Raw genomic sequence first — 24975 nt, forward strand, 5'->3', positions numbered from 1 at the left:
CGGCTGCCCGCGGCGCGCCACGCGCCCCGGCCGGACATCATGCCCCCACGAAGGTCCTCCATCCATGCCCGATTCCACCGTAACCCCGTCCGCCGCGCTGCCTGCGCTCTCAGCCACGCACCTCGGCAAGCGCGTCATGCTGCCGGCCGGCGAACTGGTGATCCTCGACGGCGTCGGCTTCGAGATTGCGGCCGGCGACAGCGTGGCGATCGTCGGCGCGTCGGGCTCGGGCAAGAGCACGCTGCTGTCGCTGCTCGCCGGGCTCGACACGCCCAGCAGCGGCGATGTGCGGATCGACGGCGCGCCGCTGTCGACCCTCGACGAGGACGGGCGCGCAAAGGTGCGTGGCGCCAAGGTCGGCTTCGTGTTCCAGAATTTCCAGCTGCTGCCGTCACTCACCGCCCTGGAAAACGTGATGCTGCCGCTGGAGCTGCGCGGCGACGGCGACGTGGAAGGCCCGGCGCGCGAGATCCTGCTGCGCGTCGGCCTGGGTGAGCGCCTGGGCCACTACCCGCGGCAGCTGTCGGGCGGCGAGCAGCAGCGCGTGGCGGTGGCGCGCGCGTTCGTCACCCGGCCGTCGCTGCTGTTCGCCGACGAGCCCACCGGCAACCTGGACACGCGCACGGGGCAGGCGATCATCGAGCTGCTGTTCGCGCTCAACGCCGACCTCGGCACCACGCTGGTGCTGGTGACCCACGACGAGCACCTCGCGCACCGCTGCCGGCGCACGCTGCGCCTCGACAGCGGGCGCCTGGTCGCCGACGACGCGCGCGCCGCGGCATGAGGGCGCTCGCACTCGCCGCGCGGCAGCTGCGCCGCGACCTCGCCTCCGGCGACATCCGCATCCTGCTGGCGGCGCTGGTACTGGCAGTCGTCGCAGTGACCGCGGTCGGCTTTGTCACCGACCGCGCCGCGCGCGCGCTGGCGATCGAAGCCAACCGCCTGCTCGGCGGCGACGCCGTGCTGCGCGGCGACGCGCCGATCACGGGGCCGCTGCGCGAGGCCGCGCGCGCGCCCGGCCTGCGCCATGCCGACACCGTCGGGCTCGACACCATGATCCGCGTCGGAGAGGGCGAAGCCGCGCAGCTGAAGCTTGGCGAGCTGCGCGCGCTGGGCGCGGGCTTCCCGCTGCGCGGCAGCTTCCGCATCGCGGGTGCCGACGGCATCGAGCGCGACGCGACCGGCGTGCCCGCGCCGGGCACCTTGTGGATGGGCCGCGCCGGCGCGGAAACGCTCGGCGCAGGTATCGGCGACGAAGTCGGCATCGGCGAATCGCGGCTGCGGCTGGCGGCGATCGTGGTGCAGGAGCCGGACGCGGCACTCGATTACTTCAACGTCGCGCCGCGGGTGTTCCTCAACCTCGACGACCTCGGCGCCACCGGGCTGGTGCAGGAAGGCAGCCGCATCCGCTATCGCCTGGTGGTGGCCGGCGACGCGGCGGCGGTGGACCGGTTCACCAGCGCTGCGCGCGATGGCCTGCAGCGCGGCCAGCGCCTGGAAACGGCGGCGGATGCGCGTCCGGAAGTGCGCTCCGCGCTCGACCGCGCGGGGCGCTTCCTCGGCCTCGCCGCACTGGTGTCGGTGGTGCTGGCGGCGGTGGCGGTGGCGATGGCCGCACGCCGGCACAGCGCGCGCCACCTGCAGGGCGCGGCGGTGATGCGCTGCCTGGGTGCGAGCCAGCGCACGCTGGTGGTGATCCATGTCGGCGAACTGATGCTGCTGGGGCTGCTGGCCTGTGCGGTCGGGATCGCGATCGCCTATGGGCTGCAGTGGGCGATCGGCGCGTGGCTGGCGGGTCTGCTCGGCATCGGCATCCCGCCGGCCGGCCCGCTGCCGGCGTTGCAGGGCATGGGCGTCGGCATGGTGGTGCTGCTGGCGTTTGCCGCGCCGCCGGTGCTGGCGCTACGCCGTGTGCCCGCGCTGCGCGTGCTGCGCCGCGACCTGGATGCCACAGAGCCGAGCGCCTGGCTGGTGGCGCTGGCCGGGCTGGGCGGCATGGCGGCGCTGCTGTGGTGGCAGGCCGGCTCGGCCACGCTCGGCCTGGCGATGCTGGCGGGCATTGCCGTGACCCTGCTGGTGCTGGCCACGCTCGCTTGGCTGCTGATCCTGGTCGTGCGCCGGCTGCGCACGCGCCTGCGCGGCAGCCTGCGCTACGGCCTGGCCAACGTCAGCCGCCGCGCCGGCACCAGCATCGCGCAGGTCTCGGCGCTCGGCCTCGGCCTGATGGCGCTGCTGCTGCTGACCTTCGTGCGCACCGACCTGCTCGACCGCTGGCGGGTATCACTGGCCGAGGACGCGCCGAACCGCTTCGTGATCAACGTGCAGCAGGAGCAGATGCCGGGTGTGCGCGCGCTGCTGGCGGAACAGGGGCTCGGCGAGCCGGTGCTGTATCCGATGGTCCGTGGCCGCCTTGCCACGCGCAACGGAGAGGCGGTCGACACCGCCGACATCGCGGCGTCCGCCGACGACGCGGAAGACGGGCGGCGCGCGCAGCGCCGCGCGGAACGCGAGTTCAACCTGTCCACCACGTCCGTGCTGGGCGACGACAACCGCGTCACCGCGGGACGCTTCTGGGGCGCGGCGCCGCTGGCCGCCACCGAACTGTCTGTGGAGGAGGGCTTTGCCGAATCACTGGGCTGGCAGCTTGGCGACCGCATCGCGTTCGACATCGCAGGGCGCCGGATGGAGGGCACCGTCACTTCGCTGCGCAGCGTGGACTGGGAGAGCTTCAAGCCGAATTTCTTCGTGCTCGCCTCGCCCGGCGCACTCGACTCCTACCCGGCCAGCTGGATCACCGCGGTCGGCGTGCCGCGCGGCGACACCGCGTTCACCCGCGCACTGGTCGGCAAGTACCCGAACGTCTCGGTGATCGATGTCGACGCGGTGCTCGACCAGGTGCGCGCCACCGCCGACCAGGTGTCGACGGTGGTGGAAGTGGTGTTCTGGTTTGCCCTTGCAGCTGGCGTGCTGGTGCTGCTGGCGGCCATCAGCGCCAGCCAGGACGAGCGCCTGCTGGAGGGCGGGGTGATGCGCGTGCTCGGCGCCAGCCGTTGGCAGCTGCGCCTGGCGCAGGCCTCGGAGTTCGCCGCCATCGGCCTGATTTCCGGGGTGGTGGCGGCGATCGCCGCGTCGGTGCTGGCCGGGGTGATCGCCAAGCGCGTGTTCGACCTGCCGTGGCAGCCGGACCTGGCGATGGTGGCGATCGGCGCGGCGGTCGGCGTGGCGGCGGCGCTGGTGGCCGGGCTGTTCGCCACGCGCCGGGTGCTGGATGCACCCCCGGCGGTGACCCTGCGCGAACTGCAGGGCTGAAGGGGGCTGGAGGCCGGGGCCGTGTGGCCGCGGCCCCACCCTCAGCCGACGCGCTTGGCGATGAAGTACGCCGCCAGGTTGCCGAGGCCGGTGGCGCCCAGCAGCACGGCGAACGCGCCGGGCGTGGCTTCGCGCCAGCCCATCGCCTCGATGACCGCGAAGCCGATGGCCAGCAGCACCAGCACCGTGCCCCAGCGCAGCGAGGCCTGGCGGCGGCGCGCCTCCTCGCCTTCGAGGATCGAGCGCGCCATGGCTTCCGAGCCGTTGCTGGCGACCATCTCCCGCCGCGTGCGGGCGTCGACGACGGCCTTGATCGACAGGTAAATGCAGGCGAAGAGCACGATCGGGATGAAGACTTCGAAGTTCATGGCAGGGTCCCTGGGTTGGTGATGCCGCGCGGATCGGCGGCTTGCTGGAGTGGATACGGGGGCCGCGCCGCCGGTTGCAGCTGGATCACTGCGCGATCGCTTGCAACCGCAGGCCTGCCAGGCGTATCCCGTGCACATGGATCCCGTGTTTACCGCTGGCCGCGCCAACCTGGCGCCAGATGACGCGTGCGGCGACGACGCCGAGCGCGTCGCCGCGGTGCTCGCGGGCACGCCCGGTGCGTTCGAAGCATTGGTGCGCGACTACCAGCGGCTGGCGTGGCACGTGGTGCAGCGCATGGTGCGGCACCCGGAGGACACCCGCGAGCTGTGCCAGGAGGTGTTCCTGCGCGTGCACCGCTACCTGCCGCAATACCGCGCGGACGCGCCGCTGAAGGCATGGATCGCGCAGGTGGCGTACTCGGTGGCCAAGCGCCACCTCGAGCGCCGCCGGATCCCGCTGGCGGAGCCGATCGATGGCGATGCCCTGGCGCCGGCCGAGCGCGTGGCGGATGCGTTCGACCTCGCCGCGGCGCACGCCGAAGCGGACGAGGCGCGCCACCTGCACGCGGCGATCGACGCGCTGCCGCCGCTGCAGCGCACCCTGCTCACCCTGTACCACCTCGAAGAGCTGCCGATCGCGGAGATCGCCACGATCACCGGACTCGCCGAGGGCACCATCAAGAGCCACCTGTTCCGTACGCGCAAAGCCCTGCGCGCGGTGCTGGAACTTCGCTTTGGAGTCGCCGCATGAACCCGCATCCCCCGATCGACGAACGCGAATGGCAGGCCCAGGAGCGCGCGATGCACCACGGCCGCGCTGCGGCGCCCCACGACGATCCGCTGGTGGCGGCGTACCGGCCGGTGGCCGCCGCGGCGCGCCACGCGTCGCCGCCGGAGCTGCCGGCGGATTTCGCGGTGCAGGTCGCTGCACTCGTCCGTGGTGAAGCGCGGGCGGTGCCCGACGGCCGCCTGGAGCGCGTGCTGCTGCGCATCCTGCTGGCGCTGATGCCCGTGGCGCTGGCTGCGGTGCTGGTGCTGTTCGGCATGCGCTGGTGGCAGGCGTCGGTGGCCCTCCTCGGCGAGGACGCACTGCGCTGGGTGCTGGTGGCTGCGGCCTGCGCGGTCGTGTCGTGGGGCATCGACGGGCTGCGCGGCGGCAACCCCGGTCACCGCGGCAAGGGCGGCCACGCGGCCGCCTGAGCTCCGCTCAGGTCGGCGCGCTTTCCTCGTCGACGCTGAACCGGCGCGCGTAATCGCGCTCGGCCGCGGTGCCGTTCACCTCGGACGCGGCGAGATCCGGCGCCCCGTACACGGCGTAGACGGGTGCGCCCCCGGCGCGGCCGACCAGGTGCAGCCGATACCGCGAATGCCCGCTGCCGGTGTCGGGCGGGTAGTGGGCGGGCGGCTCGCCGCCGTCGTACGCGATCTCGGTGTTGTCCACGGGGCCGCCGACAAAAAGCAGGCGCATGGTGCCTCCAGGGTGTTCGGGTCTGCAGTCATCCTCGCCGCTGCGGCGTTCAACGGCGATGAAACCGGCGCGCCGGTGCCCCTCACGTAGAATCGCCGTCCCTTCCCCCGCGAACCGACCCCCATGCCAGGCCCCAACGGCGATCCCGCGCTCGACGCGCTGCTGCTGCCCTTTGCCGAAGGCGAACTCGCCTGGCCGGCGGACGGCGCACTGTTCCTGCGTGCGCGCGCCGGCGCGGCCCTGCAGGCGCAGGACCGACCCGGACTGGTGTGCGAGCAGGGCTATCGCCCGGATGCCGCCGCACTGGCGAGCGCCGGGTTCAGCGTCCGCGATCCCGCCGACGCGTCCGGCGACGCCCGCCGCTGGCCGCTGGTGCTGCTGTTGCCGCCGCGCCAGCGCGACGAGGCGCGCGCGCTGTTCGCCGAGGCCTTCGCGCGGGTCGCCCCCGGTGGCACGGTGATTGCCAGCGTCGCCAATGACGCCGGTGCGAAGTCCGCGGAAGCCGATTTCGCCCGCATCGCCGGCAGCGTGGTGACGCGCAGCAAGCACAAGTGCCGCGTGTTCCATGCCCGTGCCGACGGCCGGGGCGATGCCGCGCTGGCGGCGCAGTGGCGCACGCTGGATGCGCCGCGGCGCATTGCCGGCGACCGCTTCGTGAGCCGGCCCGGCGTGTTCGCCTGGGACCGCATCGATCCGGCATCGCAGCTGCTGGCGGACCACCTGCCGGCCGACCTCGTTGGCCGCGTCGCCGATTTCGGCGCGGGCTGGGGCTATCTCGCCGGCGAGCTGCTGGCGCGCAACCCGGGCATCACCGCGCTCGACGCCTTCGAAGCCGAGGCGCGCGCGCTGCAGCTGGCACGCGAGAACCTCGCGGGGTTCTCGCCGCGGGTGGCGCTCGGCTTCCACTGGCATGACGTCACCGCCGGTGTCCCCGGCCAGTACGACGTGATCGTGAGCAATCCGCCGTTCCACGTGCCCGGCGGCGCCGAGCGGCCCGACATCGGCCGCGCCTTCATCGCCAGCGCCGCGCAGGCGCTGAAGCCGGGCGGCCGGTTGTGGCTGGTGGCCAACCGCCACCTTCCTTATGAGGAGGCCTTGGGGGCCGGCTTCGGCACCGTGCGCCTGGTCGCGCAGCACGATGGCTTCAAGGTGGTGGAAGCGGTGAAGTCCCTGCCCAAGCCTCCCGCGCGCCCGGTGCGCCCCGAGCGCGAGGCGCGCTGGCGGTGAAGCTGGTACGCATGCTGGCCAACCTCGGCCACGGCAGCCGCAAGGAGGTCGCCGCGATGTTCCGCGAGGGCCGCGTCACCGACGCCGCGGGCGAGGTGCTGTACGCCGATGACCAGCCGGAGCGCGACGACGTGCGCGTGGACGGCGAGCCGCTCGACCCGGCGCCCGGCATGCTGCTGATGCTGCACAAGCCGACCGGACATACCTGTTCCGCCAAGGATCGCGGGCGCCTGGTCTACGACCTGCTGCCGCCGCGGTTCGCGCTGCGCTCGCCCACGCTGTCCACCGTCGGCCGCCTTGACCGCGAGACCAGCGGGCTGCTGCTGATGACCGACGACGGCCAGCTGCTGCACCGGATCATCTCGCCCAAGGCCGGGCTGCCCAAGGTCTACGAGGCCACGCTCGCCGAGCCGCTGCGTGGCAACGAGGCGGCGATCTTCGCCAGCGGCACGCTGATGCTCGAATCCGAGAAGACCCCGCTGCTGCCCGCCGGATTCGAGGTGCTCGCGCCGGACCGCGCGCGGCTGACCCTGCACGAGGGCCGCTATCACCAGGTGCGGCGCATGTTCGCCGCGGTCGGCAACCACGTGGTCGCACTGCACCGGCCGCAGGTGGGCGGGCTGACGCTCGGCGACCTGCCCGAAGGCGCGTGGCGGCTGCTGGACGACGGCGACCGAGCGCAGCTGTACGCGGTGGGTGGCGCCGGCACGACGCCCGCGCCGTAATCAGTCGAGCAGCTTGCGCCAGCCGGCGTGGCCGAGCTCTTCCAGCGTGCGGACGTTGCGCTCGATGATCGCGTCCGGATCCGGGAATGCGTCCACCGCGCGCGACACGCTGTCCTCGCGCAGCAGGTGCAGGGTCGGCCACGGCGAGCGGTTGGTGAAGTTGGCGATGTCGTCCGGCGCACTGCCGGCGAACTGGTAGTGCGGGTGGAAGCTCGCGACCTGCAGCACGCCTTCCAGGTCGAGTTCGCCGACCAGCGCGTCGGCGTGTTCCAGGAAGTCGTTGTAGTCGAGGAAATCCGCGAGCACGTGCGGATGCACGATCAGCGTGGTGTCGGTGGCCTCGGCCGGCGTGTCGCGCAGGTGCAGCAGCTCCGCGCCCAGCGTTTCCAGCAGGCTCGCGGCGTCGCGCGCCTCGCTCAGTACCATCCGCACCTGGCCCTTGGCCACCACCGCCTTGGCGAAGGGGCAGAGGTTGAGGCCGATGACCGCGCGCTCGAGCCAGCGCGAGGTGTCGCCGAGGTAGTCGGGCGCGTCGGGCGCCGCCCCGGTGCCGGTGGACTCAGTCACGGAAGTTGTCGAACTGGATCGGCTGCTCGAATTCCTTGCTGCGCAGCAGCGCCATCGCGGCCTGCAGGTCGTCGCGCTTCTTGCCGGTCACGCGCAGCTTGTCGCCGTTGATCTGGGTCTCGACCTTGAGCTTGGCGGCCTTGATCTCGTTGCCGATCTTCTTCGCCATCTCGCGCTCGATGCCCTGCTTGACGGTGATCTTCTGGCGCGCGCCGGCGAGGTTGGTGTCGACGTCGCCGAACTCGAGGCAGCGGGTGTCGATCTTCCGCGCCGCCAGGCGGGCACGCAGGATGTCGGTCATCTGCTGCAGCTGGAACTCGCTGGGCGCGGACTGCGAGATCACGTTGTCCTCGCGCGTGAACGTCGCCTCCACGCCCTTGAAGTCGAAGCGGGTGTCGAGTTCGCGGTTGGCCTGGTCCACGGCGTTGGTCAGCTCGTGGGTGTCGACTTCGGAGACGATATCGAAGGAGGGCATGGCTTTTTTCTGGCGGGTTCCGGGGGCCGACAGGGTACCGCACCGCGCACGCCGGCCCGCCGCGCGGCATCATGGCGGCTCCCCCCTCAGACCCAGGTGCCCCCCATGCACAAGACCGCCGCCTATGCCGCCACGTCGGCCACGTCGCCGCTCGCCCCGTGGACGCTCGAGCGCCGCGCGCCGCGCACCGGCGAGGTGCTGATCGACATCCGCTACTGCGGGGTCTGCCATTCCGACCTGCACACCGTGCGCGGCGACTGGGGCCCGATGGACTACCCGCTGGTGCCCGGCCACGAGATCGTCGGCCACGTCGCCGCGGTCGGCGAGGGCGTCAGCCGCTACAAGGTGGGCGATGCGGTTGGCGTCGGCTGCTTCGTCGATTCCTGCCGCACCTGCGAACACTGCCAGGCCGGCGAGGAGCAGTACTGCGCCGAGGGCATGGTCGGCACCTACGCCGGTCGCGACCGCAGCACCGGCGAGCCCACCCAGGGCGGCTACTCCACGCGCATCACCGTGCACGAGGACTACGTGCTGCGCATTCCCGAGGGGCTGCCGCTGGACCGCGCGGCGCCGCTGCTGTGCGCCGGCATCACCACCTGGTCGCCGCTGAAGCATTTCGGCCTCAAGGCCGGCGACGAGCTGGCGGTGGTGGGCCTCGGCGGGCTGGGGCACATGGCGGTGAAGCTGGGCGTGGCGCTGGGCGCCAACGTGACCGTGCTCAGCACGTCGGAGGGCAAGCGCGCGGACGCGCAGGCGCTCGGCGCGCACGCGTTCGAGGTGGTGGGCAAGGATCCGGCGGCCGGCAAGAAGCTCGCGCGCCGCTTCCACATGATCCTCGACACCGCGTCCGCCGCGCACGACTACAACCTCTACCTCGGCATGCTGAAGGTCGACGGCACCATGGTGCTGCTGGGCATGCCGGAGCCGACGCTGGTGGGCGCGGGTTCGCTGGTGATGGCGCGCCGGCGCCTGGCGGGATCGCTGATCGGCGGCATCCGCGAGACCCAGGAGATGCTGGATTTCTGCGCGGCCAACGGCGTGGTGTCGGACATCGAGCTGATCGACATCGCCGACATCAACGACGCCTACGAACGCATGTTGCGCAGCGACGTGCGCTATCGCTTCGTGATCGACGCCGCCAGCTTCGGCGCAGCCTGAGCCGCGGGTGGAGATCGCGCCCGACGCCATCGCGGCCGCGGCTGCCGCCGGGGACCGCCAGCACCGCCACGCGGTGATCGCGATGCTGTTCGCGGTACTGGTGCTGTGCGCGATGGACGCGTGCATGAAGCAGCTCGCCGGGCATTACCCGCCGATGCAGGTGGCGGCGCTGCGCGGCATGGTCGGCCTGCCGCTGGTGCTGGCCTGGGCGGCGGCGAGCATCGGCCTGCCGGCGCTGCTGCGCGTGCACTGGCCGCTGCACCTGCTGCGTGGCGTGCTGGGCGTGGTGTTCCTGTCGTGCTTCGTGGCCGGGCTGCGCGACCTGCCGATGTCGACCGCGTACGCGATCAGCTTCGTCGGCCCGCTGCTGGTGACGGCGATGGCGGTGCCGCTGCTGCGCGAGCACGTCGGGCCGCGGCGCTGGACGGCGATCGCGGTGGGCATGCTGGGCGTGCTGGTGGTGCTGCGCCCGGGCGGCGAGGGGGTGATGACGCGCGCCGGCCTGCTGGTGCTGGGGGCGACCGTCTGCTACGCGGCTTCGGTGGTCACGGTGCGCATGCTGGCGCAGCGCGACAGCGCCCAGGCGCTGGTGTTCTGGTTCCTGGCGATGGTCGCGATCGGCGCCGGGCTGCTGGCCTGGCCGCAATGGGTGCCGCTGCGCGCGGTGGACGGCTGGCTGCTCGGGGGCGTGGCGCTGTTCGGCACGCTCGGCCAGGTGGCTCTCACCCACGCCTTCCGGCTCGGCGAGGCGTCTCTGGTGGCGCCGCTCGAGTACACCGCGCTGGTCTGGGTGGTGCTGCTGGACGTGGTGCTGTGGCAGGTGCTGCCGGATGCCATGACCTGGCTCGGCGCCGCGATCATCGTGGTCAGCGGCCTGTACCTGATGCGGCGCGAGCGCGTGGTGCGCGGCGTCGCTCCACCGGTCCCGCCTGGCAGCGCCTGAAACGCGGAACGGGCCCTTGCGGGCCCGCTCCGTTTACATCGGTGACCCTGCGGCCGTGGCCGGATGGATCAGAAGCGCGCGCCGATGCCGACGCCCACCATCACCGGGTCGAGCTTGGCATCGCCAGCCTTGACGCCGTTGATCTTCACGTCGGAATCGCTCTGGAAATAGCGTGCGTCGGCACGCGCGAACCAGGTCGGGCTGATGTTGACGTCCATGCCGACCGTCGCGACCGCGCCTTCGGCGGTTTCCACGCCAACGCGGTCGCCGGCCGGGGTGGCCGACTCCTTGTTGTAGTTGGTCTGGTGGTAACCCAGGCCGACGAACGGGCGCACCGTGCTTTCCACGGTGCCGAACCGGTACTGGCCGCTCAGCGAATAGGGCTGGGCGTCGACGCTGCCGACCTTCTGGCCGCCGGAGGTCACGCGCTGGCCGTAACCGTCGGCACCCCAGGCTTCGACGCCGATGTTGTCGGTGGCGTGCCAGGTGACGCCCAGTGTCGGCGTGCCTTCACCGGCAAACTCGGTGCGCGCGCCGGCGATTTCGGGGTTGCGGGTGGGTTCGACCATGGAATAGCCGCCCACGACCGACACATGCTTGCCGGCGCCGTCCGCGGCGAAGGCCGCCGGCACGATGGCGAGCGCCAGGGCGGCGGGAATGGCCAGCTTGGCAACGCGGGAAATATTCTGCTTGGGGGACATTGGGGGAGGTCTCCTCTTTAAGGACATGTATGCCCCGGGGAGTGGGGCGCAGCCACGGTAGCGACGCGTCGATGAATCGCGCTTGTCGACGCGGCGGGCGGAAGGGAACTTCCACACATCGGATTCAGGCCCTGCACCGGGCGGCGACCAACGTGAACGGGATGACCTTGGTCACGGCGGCGAATGGCAGGTATCGGCGAGGCACCCGATTCGCTAGATTCATGGCCCCGAACCCCGCGTCCAGGCCCACATGCGCAAGATCGCCATCGCCGCTTCCCTGATGTTGGCCTGCGGCGGCGTCGCCGCCGCTGATGTCTCCGTCGACTGCGATATCGACAGCGACTACGACTTCCACCTGAGCGAGAAGAGCGTGATCCTGCTCGACAGGGGCGCGTCGCCGCACACCGTGCTGGTGCGCAAGGGGCGCTTGTTCATCGACGACCGCTGGGTGCAGGTGTCCGACGCCGACGCGCGACGCCTGGTGGACTATGAGCGCGAGGCGCGTGCGGCCATGCCGCTGGCCGCGTCAGTCGCGCGCCAGGCCGCCGGCATTGCCTTCGAGGTGCTGGGCGAGGTGGCGGCCGGCTTCGGCAGCGATCCGGATGCGGCGCGGCAGAAGTTCGCCGGCGTGCGCAGGGAGCTCGATGCCGCGCTCGCCGCGTCGGTGACCCCGAGCCGTTTCAACCGCGAGCAGCTCAACGACGCCATCGGAGCGGCCGTCGCCCAGGCGGTGCCGGCGCTGGTCGGCGACATCGTCGGCGGCGCGCTGCGCGCCGCGTTCAGCGGCGACGCCAGCCGCCTGCAGCGCCTGGAATCCCTGGATGCCGAGATCGAGGCGCTGGTGGAGCCGCGCGCACGTGCGCTCGAGGCCGATGCGCAGGCGTTGTGCCGGCGCATGGAAGCCCTGGATGCGATCGACGACGCGCTCGAGTTCCGCCTGCCGGACGGGCGCGCGCTGGATCTGCACCGGGTGGACACCGGGAGCCGCGCGGCTGGCGGTTGACGCCCTAAGGGCTTGGCGAGGTTGGCGCATTCCGGCAGCGGGGCCACAATAGCCCCTCCCCAGATCGTGGAGTGCCGGATGGCCAGTCCCCAGGAAGCGCGCGTGCCGGATATCGGCGGTTATGACGACGTGCCGGTCATCGAGGTGCTCGTCGCCGTGGGCGATACGGTCGCCAAGGACCAGGGCCTGGTCACGCTGGAATCCGACAAGGCCACGATGGAAGTGCCCGCGCCGTTCGCCGGCGTGGTGCGGGAGCTCAGGGTCAAGCTGGGCGACACCATCTCCGAGGGCGGGGTGGTGGCGCTGATCGAGCCGAGCGAAGCGGAGGCGAAGGCTGACGACGCAACTCAAGGCACGAAGAGCGCCGACGCCACCGCCGACAGCGGGCGCGCCCAGCCAGCCGCGGCCGCCAGCGCCACGGCCGCGGTGGAAACCGGCGACCAGGTCGCGCCCGTGGCGGTAGCGGCCAAGCCCGACAACATCGCCCAGGCGTCGATCGACAGCCAGGCCGCGAAGACGCCGTCGGTCAGCGGCCAGCCGGCGGTGCGTTTCGAAGGCGACGCGCTGATCCCCGGCAAGCTCCCTTACGCCAGCCCGGCCGTGCGCCTGTTCGCACGCGAGCTGGGCGTCGACCTGTCGCAGGTCAGCGGCACCGCGCGCGGCGGCCGCATCGTGCGCGAGGACGTGCAGCAGTTCGTCAAGTCGGCGCTGCAGCGGGGTCCCGCGTCGGGCGGCGCGGGCGGCGGGCTGGACCTGCTGCCGTGGCCGAAGGTCGACTTCAGCAAGTTCGGCGAGATCGAAGTGCAGCCGCTGTCGAAGATCAGGAAGATCTCCGGCGCCAACCTCGCGCGCAACTGGGCGATGATTCCGCACGTCACCCAGCACGACGATGCCGACGTCACCGAGCTCGAGGCGCTGCGCGTCGCGCTCAACAAGGAAAACGAGAAGTCCGGCGCCAAGCTGACCATGCTTGCCTTCATCATGAAGGCCGCCGTGGCTGCGCTGAAGAAGTACCCCGAGTTCAATGCTTCGCTGGATGCGTCGGGCGAGAACCTCACGCTCAAGAAGTATTTCCACATCGGCTTCGCCGCCGACACGCCGAACGGGCTGGTGGTGCCGGTGGTGCGCGATTGCGACCGCAAGGGCCTGCTGGAGATCGCCGCCGAGACCGGCGATCTGGCGAAGAAGGCGCGCGACGGCAAGCTCGGTCCCGCGCAGATGAGCGGCGGTTGCTTCTCGATCAGCTCGCTCGGCGGGATCGGCGGCACGTCGTTCACGCCGATCGTCAACGCGCCGGAAGTCGCCATCCTTGGCGTTTCGAAGTCGGCGATGAAGCCGGTCTGGGACGGCCAGGCGTTCCAGCCGCGCCTGGTGCTGCCGCTGTCGCTGTCCTATGACCACCGCGTCATCGACGGCGCCGCCGCCGCGCGCTTCACCGCGTACCTGGCGCAGGTGCTCGGCGACATGCGCCGGGTGCTGCTGTGAGCGCCGTGGCAGGCCGGGTCGAGGTCAAGGTCCCCGACATCGGCGGCTACGACGACGTGCCGGTGATCGAGGTGCTGGTCGCGGTCGGCGACACGGTTGCCCTGGACCAGGGCCTGGTCACGCTCGAATCCGACAAGGCGACGATGGAAGTGCCGTCGTCGGCGGCGGGCGTGGTGCGCGAGCTGAAGGTCAAGGTCGGCGACACGATTTCCGAGGGCGGCGTGGTGGCGATCATCGAGGCCGCGGGCGAAGCGGGCGCGTCCGCGCCTCCGCCGGCTGCCGCTGCTCCCGCACCCGCGAGCACATCGTCCGGCGCCGGCCCCGGCAAGCCGCCGGTCACGCGTTCGCATCGCGCCCCGGCCGAGCCCGTGGCGGCGCAGGCCGCGGCCGCCAGCGGCCGCACCGCCGACATCGAATGCGCGCTGGTGGTGCTGGGCGCCGGCCCCGGCGGCTACACCGCCGCGTTCCGCGCCGCCGACCTCGGGCTCGACGTGGTGCTGGTGGAGCGCTATGCACAGCTCGGCGGCGTGTGCCTCAACGTCGGCTGCATCCCGTCCAAGGCGCTGCTGCACGCTGCCGAAGTCATCGACGAGGCCGCGCATGCGGCCGACTACGGCATCAGCTTCGGCGCGCCCAGGATCGACCTGGACGGCCTGCGCGGTCACAAGGAGCGCGTGGTCGCGCAGTTCAACAAGGGCCTCGCCGGCATGGCGAAGCAGCGCAAGGTGCGCGTGGTGACCGGCAGCGGCGCATTCGTGTCGGCCAACGAACTCGAGATCACCGGCGCCGACGGCAAGGCGCAGCTGCTGCGCTTCGGCCAGTGCATCATCGCCGCCGGTTCGCAGGCGCTGAAGCTGCCGGGTTTCCCGTGGGACGACCCGCGGGTGATGGATTCCACCGACGCGCTGCAGCTGGCCGACGTGCCCAAGCGCCTGCTGGTGGTCGGCGGCGGCATCATCGGCCTGGAAATGGCCACCGTGTATCGCGCGCTGGGTAGCGAGGTCACCGTGGTCGAGCTGGCCGACCAGCTGATGCCGGGTGCCGACAAGGACCTGGTGAAGCCGCTGGCCGACCGCCTGAAGAAGCAGGGCGTGTCCATCCACCTGAAGACCAAGGTGGTCGAGGCCAAGGCCGGGAAGCAGGGCATTTCCTGCAGCTTCGAAGGCGAGAGCATTCCCGCGGGCGACCAGTTCGACCGCGTGCTCGTCGCGGTGGGCCGCAGCGCCAACGGCGGCAAGCTCGGCGCCGACAAGGCCGGGGTGAAGGTCGGCGAGCGCGGCTTCATCGATGTCGACCTGCAGATGCGCACGAACGTGCCGCACATCTTCGCCATCGGCGACCTGGTCGGGCAGCCGATGCTCGCCCACAAGGCGACGCATGAAGGCAAGCTCGCGGCTGAAGTCGCCGCCGGCGAGAAGCGCGAGTGGGTGGCGCGGGTGATCCCGTCCGTCGCCTACACCGATCCCGAAATCGCCTGGGTGGGCGTGACCGAGACCGAGGCGAAGGCCAAGGGCCTGAAGGTCGGCGTCGGCAAGTTCCCGTGGGCGGCAAGCGCGCGCGCGGTCGGCATCGGCCGCAGCGAGGGCTTCACCAAGCTGCTGTTCGACGAGCCCACCGGCCGCATCGTCGGCGGCGCGATCGTCGGCCCGCGCGCCGGCGACCTGATTTCGGAAGTCGCGCTGGCGATCGAGATGGGTGCCGAAGCCGCCGACATCGGCCACACCATCCATCCGCACCCCACGCTGGGCGAATCGGTGGCGATGGCTGCGGAGATCTTCGAAGGCACCATCACCGACCTGTACCTGCCGAAGAAGCGCTGACGCGCATGTCCCGGCGCGGTCCCGGCGTGCCCGGGACCGCATTGCGTGACCGCCAGCGCGCCGACACGCGACGGCCGTCGCGGTTCCACCTGCCTTAGGGCCAGCCCCATCTGTTGCCATCCGCCATCGGCGCGCCCACTCGGGACGCCGGCGGCGACGCCTGCATGCGGTTCCCGCATCGGGAACGAGGGTCAACGCGCGCAAGCGCAGCCATGAGGGGTGGAAAGAATGAGCATTCGAAGCAAACGGGCACTGTCCGCGGCCACGCTGTCGGCCGGGGTGCTGTGCTGCGCCATGGCCGCCGGCAGCGCGGCTGCCCGCGAAGTGCCGCGCGCGCCCGTGACCGGCGCGGACGCGCTGGCCGACGCGGCCGCGCAGCGCGAGGAAGCTGCGCTCGAAACGCGCCTGCGCCATGAGGAGACGCGCCTGCGCGTGGAACGCGCCGCCTATCCCGGGTATTTCGCGCGCGCCTATGCCGCGTATCCGGCGATCCCGCGCGGGACGCTCGAGGCACTCGCGTTCGTGCAGAGCCGCTGGCACAACGTGCAGCCCGCGGCCGATGCCGCCATGGCCGATCACCACATGCCCGAAGCCCACGGCCTGATGGGCCTGTACGCCGGCAACGGCTTCGCCGACCAGGTGGCAGAGGCTGCGGCACTGCTCGGCGTGAGCGGCGGGCGCGTGAAGCGCGATCCCGCCACCAACGTCATGGCCGCCGCCGTGCTGCTGGACCGCGCCCTGCGCGGCCACGACGTGCGCGCGCCCGAAGCGCTGGCGCCGGTGCTGGCCGCCTATGCCGGCTTCGCGCAGGCGCCCGGCAGCGGCGCGATCGAGGACTACGCCCGCGCCAGCTTCGCCTTCGACGTGCTGCTGGCGATGGACCGCGGCGTCGACGAGAAGGGCATGGTCGTGCCGCAGCGCGCGATCGCCTGGGAGCGCGCGTTCCCGGCGACGCAGCTGGCGCGGTTGAACGCGCCGTTCGTGCGCCTGGACGTGGAGAACGACCGCATCGAGACCGATGCCTTTGCGATCGATCCGGTCAGCGAACAGCTGGTGCGCAAGGATGCGGCCGCGGCGCGCGGCGACGTGGGCGCGGCGAGTACCGACTACGGCCCGGCGATCTGGGACCCCGCGCATTCGAGCAACTACAACGCCTCGCGCGCCGCCGCGGTCAGCGCCGTCACGCTGCATACCGCGCAGGGCAGCTACGCCGGCACCATCAGCTGGTTCAAGAACTCCACGTCCAGTGTCAGCGCCCATTACGTGATCCGCAGTTCCGACGGCCAGGTCACGCAGATGGTGCGCAACGCCCACACCGCTTGGCACGTGCGCAACCAGAACAGCTACACGCTGGGCATCGAGCACGAGGGCTACGTCAACAACAGCGCCTGGTACACCACGGCGATGTACAACGCGTCGGCGGCGCTGGTGCGCGACTTCTGCGCCAAGTACAGCGCCATCAGCTGCGCAAGCGCGTACCGCGGCGCGCCCAGCAGCGGCATCAACGTTCTGCCCACCAGCGTCAAGGTCAAGGGTCACCAGCACTTCACCGGCCAGACGCATACCGATCCGGGCATCAACTGGAATTGGGCGGGGTATTACACGCGCCTGAATCCCGGCAGCGGCGGCACCACGCGGATCCTCGACAGCTTCGAGAGCAACGTCGGCCACTTCAACACCGGCCCGGCGTACTCGGGGAGCACCACGGGGATCTCGGCGGCGTCCACGGCGACCCGCGACTGCGCCACACGCAAAAACGGCAGCTGTTCGCTGCGCGTGCTGCTCAAGGACAACACCGCGACGTCAGCCAGCTGGGCGGTCCGCCTGCTGTCGGGCTCCGGCAACCCGGGCAGCAACACCGCGATCACCCGCGCCAACGGCTCGGTCGGGTTCTGGGTGTTTTCCGCGGGCAGCGGGCTGACTGTCGGCGTCGGCGTCGATGACAGCGACGGCACCGAGCGCTCGGTGAGCCGCAGCGTGCCGGCCAACACCTGGACCTACGTGCAGTGGAGCCTCACCGACGCCGCGCAGTGGGACGCGTGGGTCGGCAACGCCAACGGTGCGATCACCGGGTCCAGCGTCCATCTCGACGCGATCTGGCTGTACCACGCCAATACCAGCTACGACCTCAACGTCTACATCGACGACGTGCAGGCCCGTAACTGAGTCTGCAAACCACCGTGCCAGCAATCCGAAGCCCCGGCGTCAGCCGGGGCTTCGCCGTTCCGGGGCCGGCACGGGCCGGTGGCGCCAGAAAAGCGAAGCCCCGGTAGCAGCCGGGGCTTCGGGCGGAGGTCTGCACGGATCGACGAGGAGTGCACAGGCCACGCGCAGAAGATGGACAGCGGTGCCTCGCGAAGGTTCCGGGCTTTCCGGCATGAATTTACTGAATAGCGGCATCCGGGGCCGGGTCACGCTTCCGGAACGGGGTGGTGGTGCTCGGGATCACCGGGGCTGGTATACTTTCGGGGCTCGATGGGGCCGTTTGTTGGCGGTCCCGCTCCACAGCCACAGGATCCCATGTGTTGACTTCCGTTGCCGAGGGCTGGCGGCTGGTACGGCGCGCACTCATCTGGCAGGTGGTTGCGGTCGCGGTGCTTGCATTGGCCTTCCTCCCGGTGGGGGCGGCCTGGAGCCTCGCGGCACTGGCCGGGGGTGGCGCCATCGCCATCGGCGGCGCGCTGTCCGGCGCGCTGGCGCTGGGCGGAGGAGTCGGGCCGGCGACCGGTGCGCTGATGCGCATGGTGCTGGGCCTGGCGGTGAAGTGGGTGGTGGTGGTCGCGGCACTGGTTCTGGCGGTAGGCGTGGCGCGGTTGCCTGCGCTCGCGGCGCTGGCCGGCGTCGTGGTCGCCCTGGTGGTACAGATGCTGGCAATGGCCGGCGTTACTCGAAACGGGAAGCATTGAACATGGCGGCTGAGTCGGATCTGACCCCCACCAGCTACATCCAGCACCACCTGCAGAACCTCACCGCGCAGGTTGGCGAGGGCGGCTTCATGACCGTCAACGTCGACACGCTGGTGAGCTCGGTGGCGATGGGCCTGCTGATCACCTTCCTGTTCTGGCTGGGTACGCGCCGGGCGACGGCGGGCGTTCCGGGCAAGTGGCAGGCGGTGGTGGAAATGATGCTGGAGTTCGTCGATCGCCAGGCGCGCGACACGTACCACGGCTCCAGCAAGCTGGTCACGCCCATCGCGATCACGCTGTTCTTCTGGATCCTGCTGATGAACATGCTGAAGTTCATCCCCGCGGACTTCTTCGCCATCCCGCTGTCGTGGGTAGGCGTGGAGTACTGGAAGCCGGTGCCCACCGCCGACGTCAACGCCACCCTCGGCATGTCGATCAGCGTGTTCTTCCTGATGCTGTTCTTCGCGCTGCGCGCGAAGGGCATCGGCGGCTTCACCAAGGAATTCCTGACGGCGCCGTTCGGCAAGTGGATGATGCCGTTCAACCTGATCCTCAACATCGTCGAATGGCTGTCGAAGCCGATTTCGCTGGCGATGCGACTGTTCGGCAACATGTTCGGCGGCGAGATCGTCTTCCTGCTGATCTGGGTGCTTGGCGGTGCCGGCATCGTCGGCCTGATCGGCGGCGCGGTGTTCGGCTTCGGCTGGATGATCTTCCACATCCTCGTCGTGCCGCTGCAGGCCTTCATCTTCATGATGCTGTCCATCGTCTACCTCAGCCTGTCCGAGGACAGCCACTGAGGCCCGCGTCGCCCTGACACGTTCCACCCTTCCAATAAACCCTCGTAAAGTCCGTTTCGGAGAACACCATGGAAATCGTCATCACCGCACTCGCCCAGGTCCAGGCCTCCACGGTCCTTGCCATCGGCATCATGATCGGCCTCGCCGCCCTCGGCGCCGGCCTCGGCCTTGCCATCATGTCCGGCAAGTTCCTCGAGTCGGCCGCGCGCCAGCCGGAACTGATCCCGGTGCTGCAGGTCCGCATGTTCATCACCGCCGGCCTGATCGACGCCGCGTTCATCATCAGCGTCGCCGTCGGCCTGCTGTTCGCCTTCGCAAGCCCGTTCCTGGGCCCGCTGCTGGCGCAGGCCGGCGCCTGATCGCGTCGACACGCCGGGCGTGGACGGGTTGACCGTCCACGCCATGGCGTGAAAGCCGGCATGCACCGCATGCCCCGACCACCAGGACAGGCATTGCCATGAACATCAATCTCACCCTGATCGCCCAGGCGCTCGCATTCGCGGCGCTCATCTGGCTGATCGCGACCTTCGTCTGGCCGCCGTTGCTCAAGGCCATCGAAGAACGCCAGCAGAAGATCGCCGAGGGCCTCGCCGCCGCGGACAACAGCCAGCGCGCGCTTGCGCAGGCCCAGGACACGGCGAACCAGGAACTCAAGGCGGCGCGTGCCAAGGCCAACGAGATCATCGACCAGGCCCACCAGCGCGCCACCCAGATCGTGGATGCCGCGCGCGTCGAGGCCCAGACCGAGTCCATCCGCCAGAAGGCGGTGTTCGAGGCCGAGATCGAGGCGTCCGCCAACCGCGCCCGCGAGGACCTGCGTCGCCAGGTGTCCGCGCTTGCGGTGACCGGTGCCGAGCGTCTGTTGAAGCGCGAGATCGACGCCGGCGTCCACAAGGCGCTGCTCGACGAACTCGCCGCGGAGATCTGAAGCCGATGAGCCAGGAGATCACCCTCGCCCGCCCCTACGCGCGTGCCGTGTTCGGCATCGCCCGCGACGCCGGCGCATTCGTGCCGTGGTCGCAGGCGTTGGCGTTCTCCGCCCACGTCGCGGCCGATCCCCGCGTGCGCCCGCTGCTGGGCCACCCGGAGTTCGCCGACGCGGAGGCCGTCGCGCTGCTCTCGGCCGACAGCGTGCCGCAGGACTTCGCCGCGTTCCTGGCGCTGCTGGCCGGCAATGGCCGGTTGGCACTGCTGCCCGAAGTCGCCGCGCTCTATGAAGAACTGCGTGCGGACGCCGAGCAGGTCGTGCGCGCCACGGTGACCTCGGCGACGGAACTGCCGGTCGCCGAGCTCGAGGCGATCCGCGGTGCGCTCAAGCGCCGGTTCGGTCGCGACGTCGAGGTGCAGACCGCCGTCGACGCCGCGCTCATCGGCGGCGCGGTGATCAGCGCCGGTGACGTGGTCATCGACGGTTCGCTGCGCGGCAAGCTCTCCCGCCTGCAGTCGGCACTCAGCCAGTAAGCACCGGACGCGGCAGCCGCCAGCAGGCACCGCTGCGCGCCGCGCCCACCACAAAGTTCCACTTATCGCGCACCACCCAAACCGGTGCGCCCGAGGATCCCGGAAATGGCAAGCACCCAGCTCAACCCCTCTGAAATCAGCGAACTGATCAGGAGCCGCATCGAGAAGGTCAAGCTGGCCGCCGAAGCGCGCAACGAGGGCACGGTGACGTCCGTGTCCGACGGCATCGTGCGCATCTACGGCCTGGCCGACGTGATGCAGGGCGAAATGATCGAGCTGCCGAACGACACGTTCGCGCTCGCGCTCAACCTGGAGCGCGACTCGGTCGGCGCCGTGGTGCTGGGCGACTACCAGAACCTCCGCGAGGGCGACGTGGCCAAGACCACCGGCCGCATCCTCGAAGTGCCGGTGGGTCCGGAACTCCTCGGCCGCGTGGTCAACGCGCTCGGCGAGCCGATCGACGGCAAGGGCCCGATCGGCGCCGCGCAGACCGCTCCGGTGGAGCGCGTCGCCCCGGGCGTGATCTGGCGCAAGTCGGTCGACCAGCCTGTGCAGACGGGTTACAAGGCCGTCGACTCGATGATCCCGATCGGCCGTGGCCAGCGCGAGCTGATCATCGGTGACCGCCAGACCGGCAAGACCGCGCTGGCGATCGACGCGGTGATCAACCAGAAGGACACCGGCATCAAGTGCGTGTACGTGGCGATCGGGCAGAAGGCCTCGACCGTCGCCAACATCGTGCGCAAGCTCGAAGAAAACGGCGCGCTGGCGCACACCGTGGTGGTCGCCGCGACCGCGTCGGAATCGGCCGCGATGCAGTACATCAGCGCCTACTCCGGCTGCACCATGGGCGAGTACTTCATGGACCGCGGCCAGGACGCGCTGATCGTGTACGACGACCTGTCGAAGCAGGCCGTGGCGTACCGCCAGATCTCGCTCCTGCTGCGCCGCCCGCCGGGCCGCGAAGCCTACCCGGGTGACGTGTTCTACCTGCACTCCCGCCTGCTCGAGCGCGCCGCGCGCGTGTCCGAGGAGTACGTGGAGCAGTTCACCAAGGGCGAAGTGAAGGGCAAGACCGGTTCGCTGACCGCGCTGCCGATCATCGAGACCCAGGCCGGCGACGTGTCCGCGTTCGTGCCGACCAACGTGATCTCGATCACCGACGGCCAGATCTTCCTCGAGACCGACCTGTTCAACGCCGGCATCCGCCCGGCCGTGAACGCCGGCATCTCGGTGTCGCGCGTCGGTGGCGCCGCGCAGACCAAGATCATCAAGAAGCTGTCGGGCGGCATCCGCATCGCGCTGGCGCAGTACCGCGAGCTGGCGGCATTCGCGCAGTTCGCGTCGGACCTCGACGAGGCCACGCGCAAGCAGCTCGAGCGCGGCCAGCGCGTGACCGAACTGATGAAGCAGAAGCAGTACGAGCCGATGTCGGTGGCGCTGCAGGCGCTGTCGATCTACGCGGCCAGCGAGGGCTACATCGACGACGTGCCGGTCGCCAAGATCGGCGCCTTCGAGGAAGGCCTGCACGCGCACTTCGAGAACACCGCCGGCGAGCTGCTCGCCAAGGTGAACGCCTCGGGTGCGTGGAACGACGAGATCGAAGCCGCGTTCAAGCAGGGCATCGGCGACTTCAAGGCGACCGGCAGCTGGTAAGCCGCACGCCGGCGGACACGGGCGCGCAGGCGCCCGTGCACCGCGGCTGACGGACCAGGGCCCACGGAGAAAGAGATGGCAGGCGGCAGGGAAATCAAAACCAAGATCAAGAGCGTGCAGAACACCCGCAAGGTGACGCGCGCGCTCGAGATGGTCTCGGCATCCAAGATCCGCAAGGCCCAGGAGCGGATGAAGGCGTCGCGCCCGTACGCGCGCGCCATGAAGCAGATGATCGGCCACCTGGCGCAGGCGAACTCCGAGTTCCAGCATCCGTTCCTGGTGGAACGCGCGGACCCGAAGCGTGTCGGCTACATCATCGTGTCGTCCGATCGCGGCCTGGCCGGCGGCCTGAACAACAACATGTTCCGCAAGCTGCTCGGCGAGATCGCCGGATGGCATGCGAAGGGCGTCGAGGTCGACGTGGTCACCATCGGCCAGAAGGCCACGGTGTTCTTCCGTCGCCTCAAGGTGAAGATGCTCGCCAGCGTCAGCCACCTGGGCGACGCGCCCGAGGTGGAGCAGCTGATCGGCATCGTCAAGGTGATGCTGGACGGCTACACCGAAGGTTCGCTGGACCGCGTGTACCTGGCCTACAACGACTTCGTCAACACCATGACGCAGCGCGCCACGTTCGACCAGCTGCTGCCGCTGCCGGCGTCGGAGGAGGTCCTGGTCAAGCACGACTGGGACTACCTGTACGAACCCGACGCCGCCAGCGTGCTCGAGCACGTGCTGACGCGCTACGTGGAGTCGCTGGTCTACCAGGCGGTCATGGAAAACGTGGCCTCCGAGCACGCCGCGCGCATGGTGGCCATGAAGGCCGCCAGCGACAACGCCAACAAGCTGATCGACACCCTGAACCTGGTCTACAACAAGGCCCGCCAGGCTGCGATCACGCAGGAAATCTCCGAGATCGTCAGCGGCGCATCCGCCGTCTGAGCGGCAAGAAAAATACTTCCAGAGGAATACGGCAATGAGTCAGGGCAAGATCGTTCAGATCATCGGCGCAGTCGTCGACGTGGAATTCCCGCGCAACGAAGTGCCGAAGGTGTACGACGCACTGAAGGTCGAAGGCACCGAAATCACGCTGGAAGTGCAGCAGCAGCTCGGTGACGGCGTGGTGCGCACCATCGCGCTCGGCTCCACCGACGGCCTGAAGCGCAACCTGCTGGCCACCAACACCGGCCGCGGCATCTCGGTGCCGGTAGGCGCGGGCACGCTCGGCCGCATCATGGACGTGCTGGGCCGCCCGATCGACGAGGCCGGCCCGGTCGACGCCACCGACACCTGGGAAATCCATCGCGCGGCGCCGTCGTACGAGGAACAGTCCTCGGGCAACGAGCTGCTGGAAACCGGCATCAAGGTCATCGACCTGATGTGCCCGTTCGCCAAGGGCGGCAAGGTCGGCCTGTTCGGCGGCGCCGGCGTCGGCAAGACCGTCAACATGATGGAACTCATCAACAACATCGCCAAGGCGCACGCGGGCCTGTCCGTGTTCGCCGGCGTGGGCGAGCGTACCCGCGAGGGCAACGACTTCTACCACGAGATGAAGGACTCCAACGTCCTCGACAAGGTGGCGATGGTGTACGGCCAGATGAACGAGCCGCCGGGCAACCGCCTGCGCGTCGCGCTGACCGGCCTGACCATGGCCGAGTACTTCCGCGACGAGAAGGACGCGTCGGGCAAGGGCAAGGACGTGCTGCTGTTCGTCGACAACATCTACCGCTACACCCTGGCCGGTACCGAAGTGTCGGCGCTGCTCGGCCGCATGCCGTCGGCGGTGGGTTACCAGCCCACGCTGGCCCAGGAGATGGGCGTGCTGCAGGAGCGCATCACCTCGACGCGCTCGGGCTCCATCACCTCCATCCAGGCCGTGTACGTGCCCGCGGACGACCTGACCGACCCGTCGCCGGCGACCACCTTCGCCCACCTCGACGCGACCGTCGTGCTGAGCCGCAACATCGCCTCGCTGGGCATCTACCCGGCGGTCGATCCGCTCGACTCCACCAGCCGCCAGCTCGATCCTAACGTGATCGGCAACGAGCACTACGACACCGCGCGCCGCGTGCAGTCCACGCTCCAGAAGTACAAGGAGCTGAAGGACATCATCGCCATCCTCGGCATGGACGAGCTGTCGGAAGAAGACAAGCAGGCCGTGTCGCGCGCGCGCAAGATCGAGCGCTTCTTCTCGCAGCCGTTCCACGTGGCCGAAGTGTTCACCGGCTCGCCGGGCAAGTACGTGCCGCTGAAGGAAACCATCCGCGGCTTCAAGGGCATCGTGGACGGCGAGTACGACCACCTGCCGGAGCAGGCCTTCTACATGGTCGGCGGCATCGACGAAGCGGTCGAGAAGGCCGCGAAGATGGCCGAAAAGGCCTGAGGAAACAGCCATGGCCCCGACCATCCGTTGTGACATCGTGAGCGCCGAGGCGGAGATCTTCCGCGGCGAGGCCACCATGGTGGTGGCCACCGGCGAGATCGGCGAGCTCGGCATCGCGCCGCGCCACGCGCCGCTGATCACGCGCCTGAAGCCCGGCAAGGTCGTGGTCACCCTGGCCAACGGCGAGAAGCTCGACTTCGCCATCAGCGGCGGCATCCTCGAGGTGCAGCCGCAGGTGGTGACGATCCTCGCCGACACCGCGGTGCGCGCCGACGAGATCGACGAAGCCGCGGTGCGTGCCGCCAAGGAAGAGGCCGAGCGCGTGCTGGCCGGCCGCGGCGAAGCGATGGACATCGCCGAGGCGCAGAAGAAGATGGCGGAAATCGCGGCGCAGCTGCAGGCCCTCGAGCGCCTGCGCAAGAACCTGAAGCACTGACCGCGACGGTCGGCGGGTCGCTCCCGCCGCCGCGCTGACGCAGGAGCCCCGCCATGTGCGGGGCTTTTTGCATGTGGCTGCGGGTGG

At 70.3% G+C, this 24975-nt stretch carries 26 protein-coding genes; 21 read left to right on the forward strand and 5 right to left on the reverse strand.

The genetic code is table 11. The features are described from left to right. Positions 1–64: 64 nt before the first annotated feature. Together JGR64_RS01580 and JGR64_RS01585 are read left to right on the forward strand one after the other, a co-directional pair. Entirely contained in the window at positions 65–784 is a 720-nt protein-coding gene (locus tag JGR64_RS01580; RefSeq protein ID WP_233348297.1) for an ABC transporter ATP-binding protein, read from the forward strand. Beyond that, positions 781–3309 (forward strand): FtsX-like permease family protein, encoded by a 2529-nt coding sequence (locus tag JGR64_RS01585; protein ID WP_199374792.1) that lies wholly within the window; start codon positions 781–783, stop codon positions 3307–3309. Before JGR64_RS01580 ends, JGR64_RS01585 begins: the two co-directional genes overlap by 4 nt. A 41-nt stretch (positions 3310–3350) precedes the next feature. On the opposite strand, the gene JGR64_RS01590 is transcribed toward JGR64_RS01585, so the two are convergent. Then, complete coding sequence (locus JGR64_RS01590; RefSeq protein WP_199374793.1) at positions 3351–3677, reverse strand: DUF6249 domain-containing protein; 327 nt, start codon at positions 3675–3677, stop codon at positions 3351–3353. 136 nt (positions 3678–3813) lie between these two features. Here JGR64_RS01590 and JGR64_RS01595 point away from each other — a divergent pair, with 136 nt between their 5' ends. After that, complete coding sequence (locus JGR64_RS01595; protein ID WP_199374794.1) at positions 3814–4428, forward strand: RNA polymerase sigma factor; 615 nt, start codon at positions 3814–3816, stop codon at positions 4426–4428. Next, the gene (locus tag JGR64_RS01600) at positions 4425–4877 is read left to right on the forward strand and encodes a hypothetical protein (RefSeq protein ID WP_199374795.1); all 453 of its coding nucleotides are present in this window, start codon (positions 4425–4427) and stop codon (positions 4875–4877) included. The genes JGR64_RS01595 and JGR64_RS01600 overlap by 4 nt, the downstream gene beginning before the upstream one ends. A gap of 7 nt (positions 4878–4884) precedes the next feature. Here JGR64_RS01600 and JGR64_RS01605 read toward each other — a convergent pair whose 3' ends face one another. Next, positions 4885–5145: a hypothetical protein gene (locus tag JGR64_RS01605; RefSeq protein WP_199374796.1), complete on the reverse strand. Its 261-nt coding sequence runs from the start codon at positions 5143–5145 to the stop codon at positions 4885–4887. A gap of 123 nt (positions 5146–5268) precedes the next feature. On the opposite strand from JGR64_RS01605, the gene JGR64_RS01610 reads away from it, so the two are divergent. After that, complete coding sequence (locus JGR64_RS01610) at positions 5269–6372, forward strand: class I SAM-dependent methyltransferase (RefSeq protein WP_199374797.1); 1104 nt, start codon at positions 5269–5271, stop codon at positions 6370–6372. After that, positions 6369–7097: a pseudouridine synthase gene (locus JGR64_RS01615; protein ID WP_199374798.1), complete on the forward strand. Its 729-nt coding sequence runs from the start codon at positions 6369–6371 to the stop codon at positions 7095–7097. The genes JGR64_RS01610 and JGR64_RS01615 overlap by 4 nt, the downstream gene beginning before the upstream one ends. On the opposite strand, the gene JGR64_RS01620 is transcribed toward JGR64_RS01615, so the two are convergent. Beyond that, on the reverse strand, positions 7098–7664 hold the full coding sequence (locus JGR64_RS01620; protein ID WP_199374799.1) for a DUF1415 domain-containing protein: 567 nt from the start codon (positions 7662–7664) through the stop codon (positions 7098–7100). It abuts the gene before it with no gap. After that, positions 7657–8139, reverse strand: a complete 483-nt coding sequence (locus tag JGR64_RS01625; protein WP_199374800.1) for a YajQ family cyclic di-GMP-binding protein — start codon at positions 8137–8139, stop codon at positions 7657–7659. The genes JGR64_RS01620 and JGR64_RS01625 overlap by 8 nt, the downstream gene beginning before the upstream one ends. 105 nt (positions 8140–8244) lie before the next feature. Here JGR64_RS01625 and JGR64_RS01630 point away from each other — a divergent pair, with 105 nt between their 5' ends. After that, a complete protein-coding gene (locus JGR64_RS01630; RefSeq protein ID WP_199374801.1) occupies positions 8245–9297 on the forward strand; it encodes an NAD(P)-dependent alcohol dehydrogenase in 1053 nt (350 codons plus the stop codon). A gap of 82 nt (positions 9298–9379) precedes the next feature. After that, positions 9380–10240, forward strand: a complete 861-nt coding sequence (locus JGR64_RS01635; RefSeq protein WP_199375143.1) for a DMT family transporter — start codon at positions 9380–9382, stop codon at positions 10238–10240. Between the two features lie 68 nt (positions 10241–10308). Here JGR64_RS01635 and JGR64_RS01640 read toward each other — a convergent pair whose 3' ends face one another. Further along, a complete protein-coding gene (locus tag JGR64_RS01640) occupies positions 10309–10941 on the reverse strand; it encodes an OmpW family outer membrane protein (RefSeq protein WP_199374802.1) in 633 nt (210 codons plus the stop codon). Positions 10942–11191: 250 nt separating this feature from the next. Between JGR64_RS01640 and JGR64_RS01645 the strand changes: the two genes are divergently transcribed. The 13 genes from JGR64_RS01645 to JGR64_RS01705 all read left to right on the forward strand — a co-directional run bounded on the left by JGR64_RS01645 (position 11192) and on the right by JGR64_RS01705 (position 24888). Beyond that, positions 11192–11944: a DUF2884 family protein gene (locus JGR64_RS01645; RefSeq protein WP_199374803.1), complete on the forward strand. Its 753-nt coding sequence runs from the start codon at positions 11192–11194 to the stop codon at positions 11942–11944. A 78-nt stretch (positions 11945–12022) separates the two neighbouring features. Next, on the forward strand, positions 12023–13429 hold the full coding sequence (locus JGR64_RS01650) for a dihydrolipoyllysine-residue acetyltransferase (protein WP_199374804.1): 1407 nt from the start codon (positions 12023–12025) through the stop codon (positions 13427–13429). Positions 13430–13434: 5 nt separating this feature from the next. Continuing rightward, on the forward strand, positions 13435–15249 hold the full coding sequence (gene lpdA / locus JGR64_RS01655; protein WP_199375144.1) for a dihydrolipoyl dehydrogenase: 1815 nt from the start codon (positions 13435–13437) through the stop codon (positions 15247–15249). Positions 15250–15477: 228 nt separating this feature from the next. Next, positions 15478–17415, forward strand: a complete 1938-nt coding sequence (locus JGR64_RS01660; protein WP_199374805.1) for a peptidoglycan recognition family protein — start codon at positions 15478–15480, stop codon at positions 17413–17415. A 356-nt stretch (positions 17416–17771) separates the two neighbouring features. After that, complete coding sequence (locus JGR64_RS01665; protein WP_199374806.1) at positions 17772–18155, forward strand: hypothetical protein; 384 nt, start codon at positions 17772–17774, stop codon at positions 18153–18155. 2 nt (positions 18156–18157) lie between these two features. Next, entirely contained in the window at positions 18158–18955 is a 798-nt protein-coding gene (atpB, locus tag JGR64_RS01670) for a F0F1 ATP synthase subunit A (protein ID WP_199374807.1), read from the forward strand. Positions 18956–19023: 68 nt separating this feature from the next. Then, positions 19024–19314, forward strand: coding sequence for a F0F1 ATP synthase subunit C (gene atpE, locus JGR64_RS01675; protein ID WP_199374808.1), 291 nt, complete (start codon positions 19024–19026; stop codon positions 19312–19314). A 98-nt stretch (positions 19315–19412) separates the two neighbouring features. Further along, a complete protein-coding gene (locus JGR64_RS01680; protein ID WP_182823120.1) occupies positions 19413–19883 on the forward strand; it encodes a F0F1 ATP synthase subunit B in 471 nt (156 codons plus the stop codon). 5 nt (positions 19884–19888) lie between these two features. Next, on the forward strand, positions 19889–20416 hold the full coding sequence (locus JGR64_RS01685; RefSeq protein ID WP_199374809.1) for a F0F1 ATP synthase subunit delta: 528 nt from the start codon (positions 19889–19891) through the stop codon (positions 20414–20416). 105 nt (positions 20417–20521) lie between these two features. Then, positions 20522–22072: a F0F1 ATP synthase subunit alpha gene (atpA, locus tag JGR64_RS01690; protein WP_199374810.1), complete on the forward strand. Its 1551-nt coding sequence runs from the start codon at positions 20522–20524 to the stop codon at positions 22070–22072. A gap of 75 nt (positions 22073–22147) precedes the next feature. Further along, positions 22148–23011: a F0F1 ATP synthase subunit gamma gene (gene atpG, locus JGR64_RS01695; RefSeq protein ID WP_199374811.1), complete on the forward strand. Its 864-nt coding sequence runs from the start codon at positions 22148–22150 to the stop codon at positions 23009–23011. A gap of 34 nt (positions 23012–23045) precedes the next feature. Beyond that, positions 23046–24452: a F0F1 ATP synthase subunit beta gene (atpD, locus tag JGR64_RS01700; protein WP_199374812.1), complete on the forward strand. Its 1407-nt coding sequence runs from the start codon at positions 23046–23048 to the stop codon at positions 24450–24452. Between the two features lie 10 nt (positions 24453–24462). Continuing rightward, on the forward strand, positions 24463–24888 hold the full coding sequence (locus JGR64_RS01705; protein ID WP_199374813.1) for a F0F1 ATP synthase subunit epsilon: 426 nt from the start codon (positions 24463–24465) through the stop codon (positions 24886–24888). Positions 24889–24975 lie beyond the last annotated feature (87 nt).

It is taken from the genome of Luteimonas sp. MC1572, from assembly GCF_016615815.1.
Classification (GTDB): Bacteria; Pseudomonadota; Gammaproteobacteria; order Xanthomonadales; family Xanthomonadaceae; genus Luteimonas.

Bases quoted from the DNA above. Each gene is read 5' to 3' on its own strand.
- JGR64_RS01580 (WP_233348297.1), top strand. From the start codon at position 65: ATGCCCGATTCCACCGTAACCCCGTCCGCCGCGCTGCCTGCGCTCTCA.
- JGR64_RS01585 (WP_199374792.1), top strand. From the start codon at position 781: ATGAGGGCGCTCGCACTCGCCGCGCGGCAGCTGCGCCGCGACCTCGCC.
- JGR64_RS01590 (WP_199374793.1), bottom strand. From the start codon at position 3,677: ATGAACTTCGAAGTCTTCATCCCGATCGTGCTCTTCGCCTGCATTTAC.
- JGR64_RS01595 (WP_199374794.1), top strand. From the start codon at position 3,814: ATGGATCCCGTGTTTACCGCTGGCCGCGCCAACCTGGCGCCAGATGAC.
- JGR64_RS01600 (WP_199374795.1), top strand. From the start codon at position 4,425: ATGAACCCGCATCCCCCGATCGACGAACGCGAATGGCAGGCCCAGGAG.
- JGR64_RS01605 (WP_199374796.1), bottom strand. From the start codon at position 5,145: ATGCGCCTGCTTTTTGTCGGCGGCCCCGTGGACAACACCGAGATCGCG.
- JGR64_RS01610 (WP_199374797.1), top strand. From the start codon at position 5,269: ATGCCAGGCCCCAACGGCGATCCCGCGCTCGACGCGCTGCTGCTGCCC.
- JGR64_RS01625 (WP_199374800.1), bottom strand. From the start codon at position 8,139: ATGCCCTCCTTCGATATCGTCTCCGAAGTCGACACCCACGAGCTGACC.
- JGR64_RS01630 (WP_199374801.1), top strand. From the start codon at position 8,245: ATGCACAAGACCGCCGCCTATGCCGCCACGTCGGCCACGTCGCCGCTC.
- JGR64_RS01635 (WP_199375143.1), top strand. From the start codon at position 9,380: ATGCTGTTCGCGGTACTGGTGCTGTGCGCGATGGACGCGTGCATGAAG.
- JGR64_RS01640 (WP_199374802.1), bottom strand. From the start codon at position 10,941: ATGTCCCCCAAGCAGAATATTTCCCGCGTTGCCAAGCTGGCCATTCCC.
- JGR64_RS01645 (WP_199374803.1), top strand. From the start codon at position 11,192: ATGCGCAAGATCGCCATCGCCGCTTCCCTGATGTTGGCCTGCGGCGGC.
- JGR64_RS01650 (WP_199374804.1), top strand. From the start codon at position 12,023: ATGGCCAGTCCCCAGGAAGCGCGCGTGCCGGATATCGGCGGTTATGAC.
- JGR64_RS01660 (WP_199374805.1), top strand. From the start codon at position 15,478: ATGAGCATTCGAAGCAAACGGGCACTGTCCGCGGCCACGCTGTCGGCC.
- atpB (WP_199374807.1), top strand. From the start codon at position 18,158: ATGGCGGCTGAGTCGGATCTGACCCCCACCAGCTACATCCAGCACCAC.
- atpE (WP_199374808.1), top strand. From the start codon at position 19,024: ATGGAAATCGTCATCACCGCACTCGCCCAGGTCCAGGCCTCCACGGTC.
- JGR64_RS01680 (WP_182823120.1), top strand. From the start codon at position 19,413: ATGAACATCAATCTCACCCTGATCGCCCAGGCGCTCGCATTCGCGGCG.
- JGR64_RS01685 (WP_199374809.1), top strand. From the start codon at position 19,889: ATGAGCCAGGAGATCACCCTCGCCCGCCCCTACGCGCGTGCCGTGTTC.
- atpA (WP_199374810.1), top strand. From the start codon at position 20,522: ATGGCAAGCACCCAGCTCAACCCCTCTGAAATCAGCGAACTGATCAGG.
- atpG (WP_199374811.1), top strand. From the start codon at position 22,148: ATGGCAGGCGGCAGGGAAATCAAAACCAAGATCAAGAGCGTGCAGAAC.
- atpD (WP_199374812.1), top strand. From the start codon at position 23,046: ATGAGTCAGGGCAAGATCGTTCAGATCATCGGCGCAGTCGTCGACGTG.
- JGR64_RS01705 (WP_199374813.1), top strand. From the start codon at position 24,463: ATGGCCCCGACCATCCGTTGTGACATCGTGAGCGCCGAGGCGGAGATC.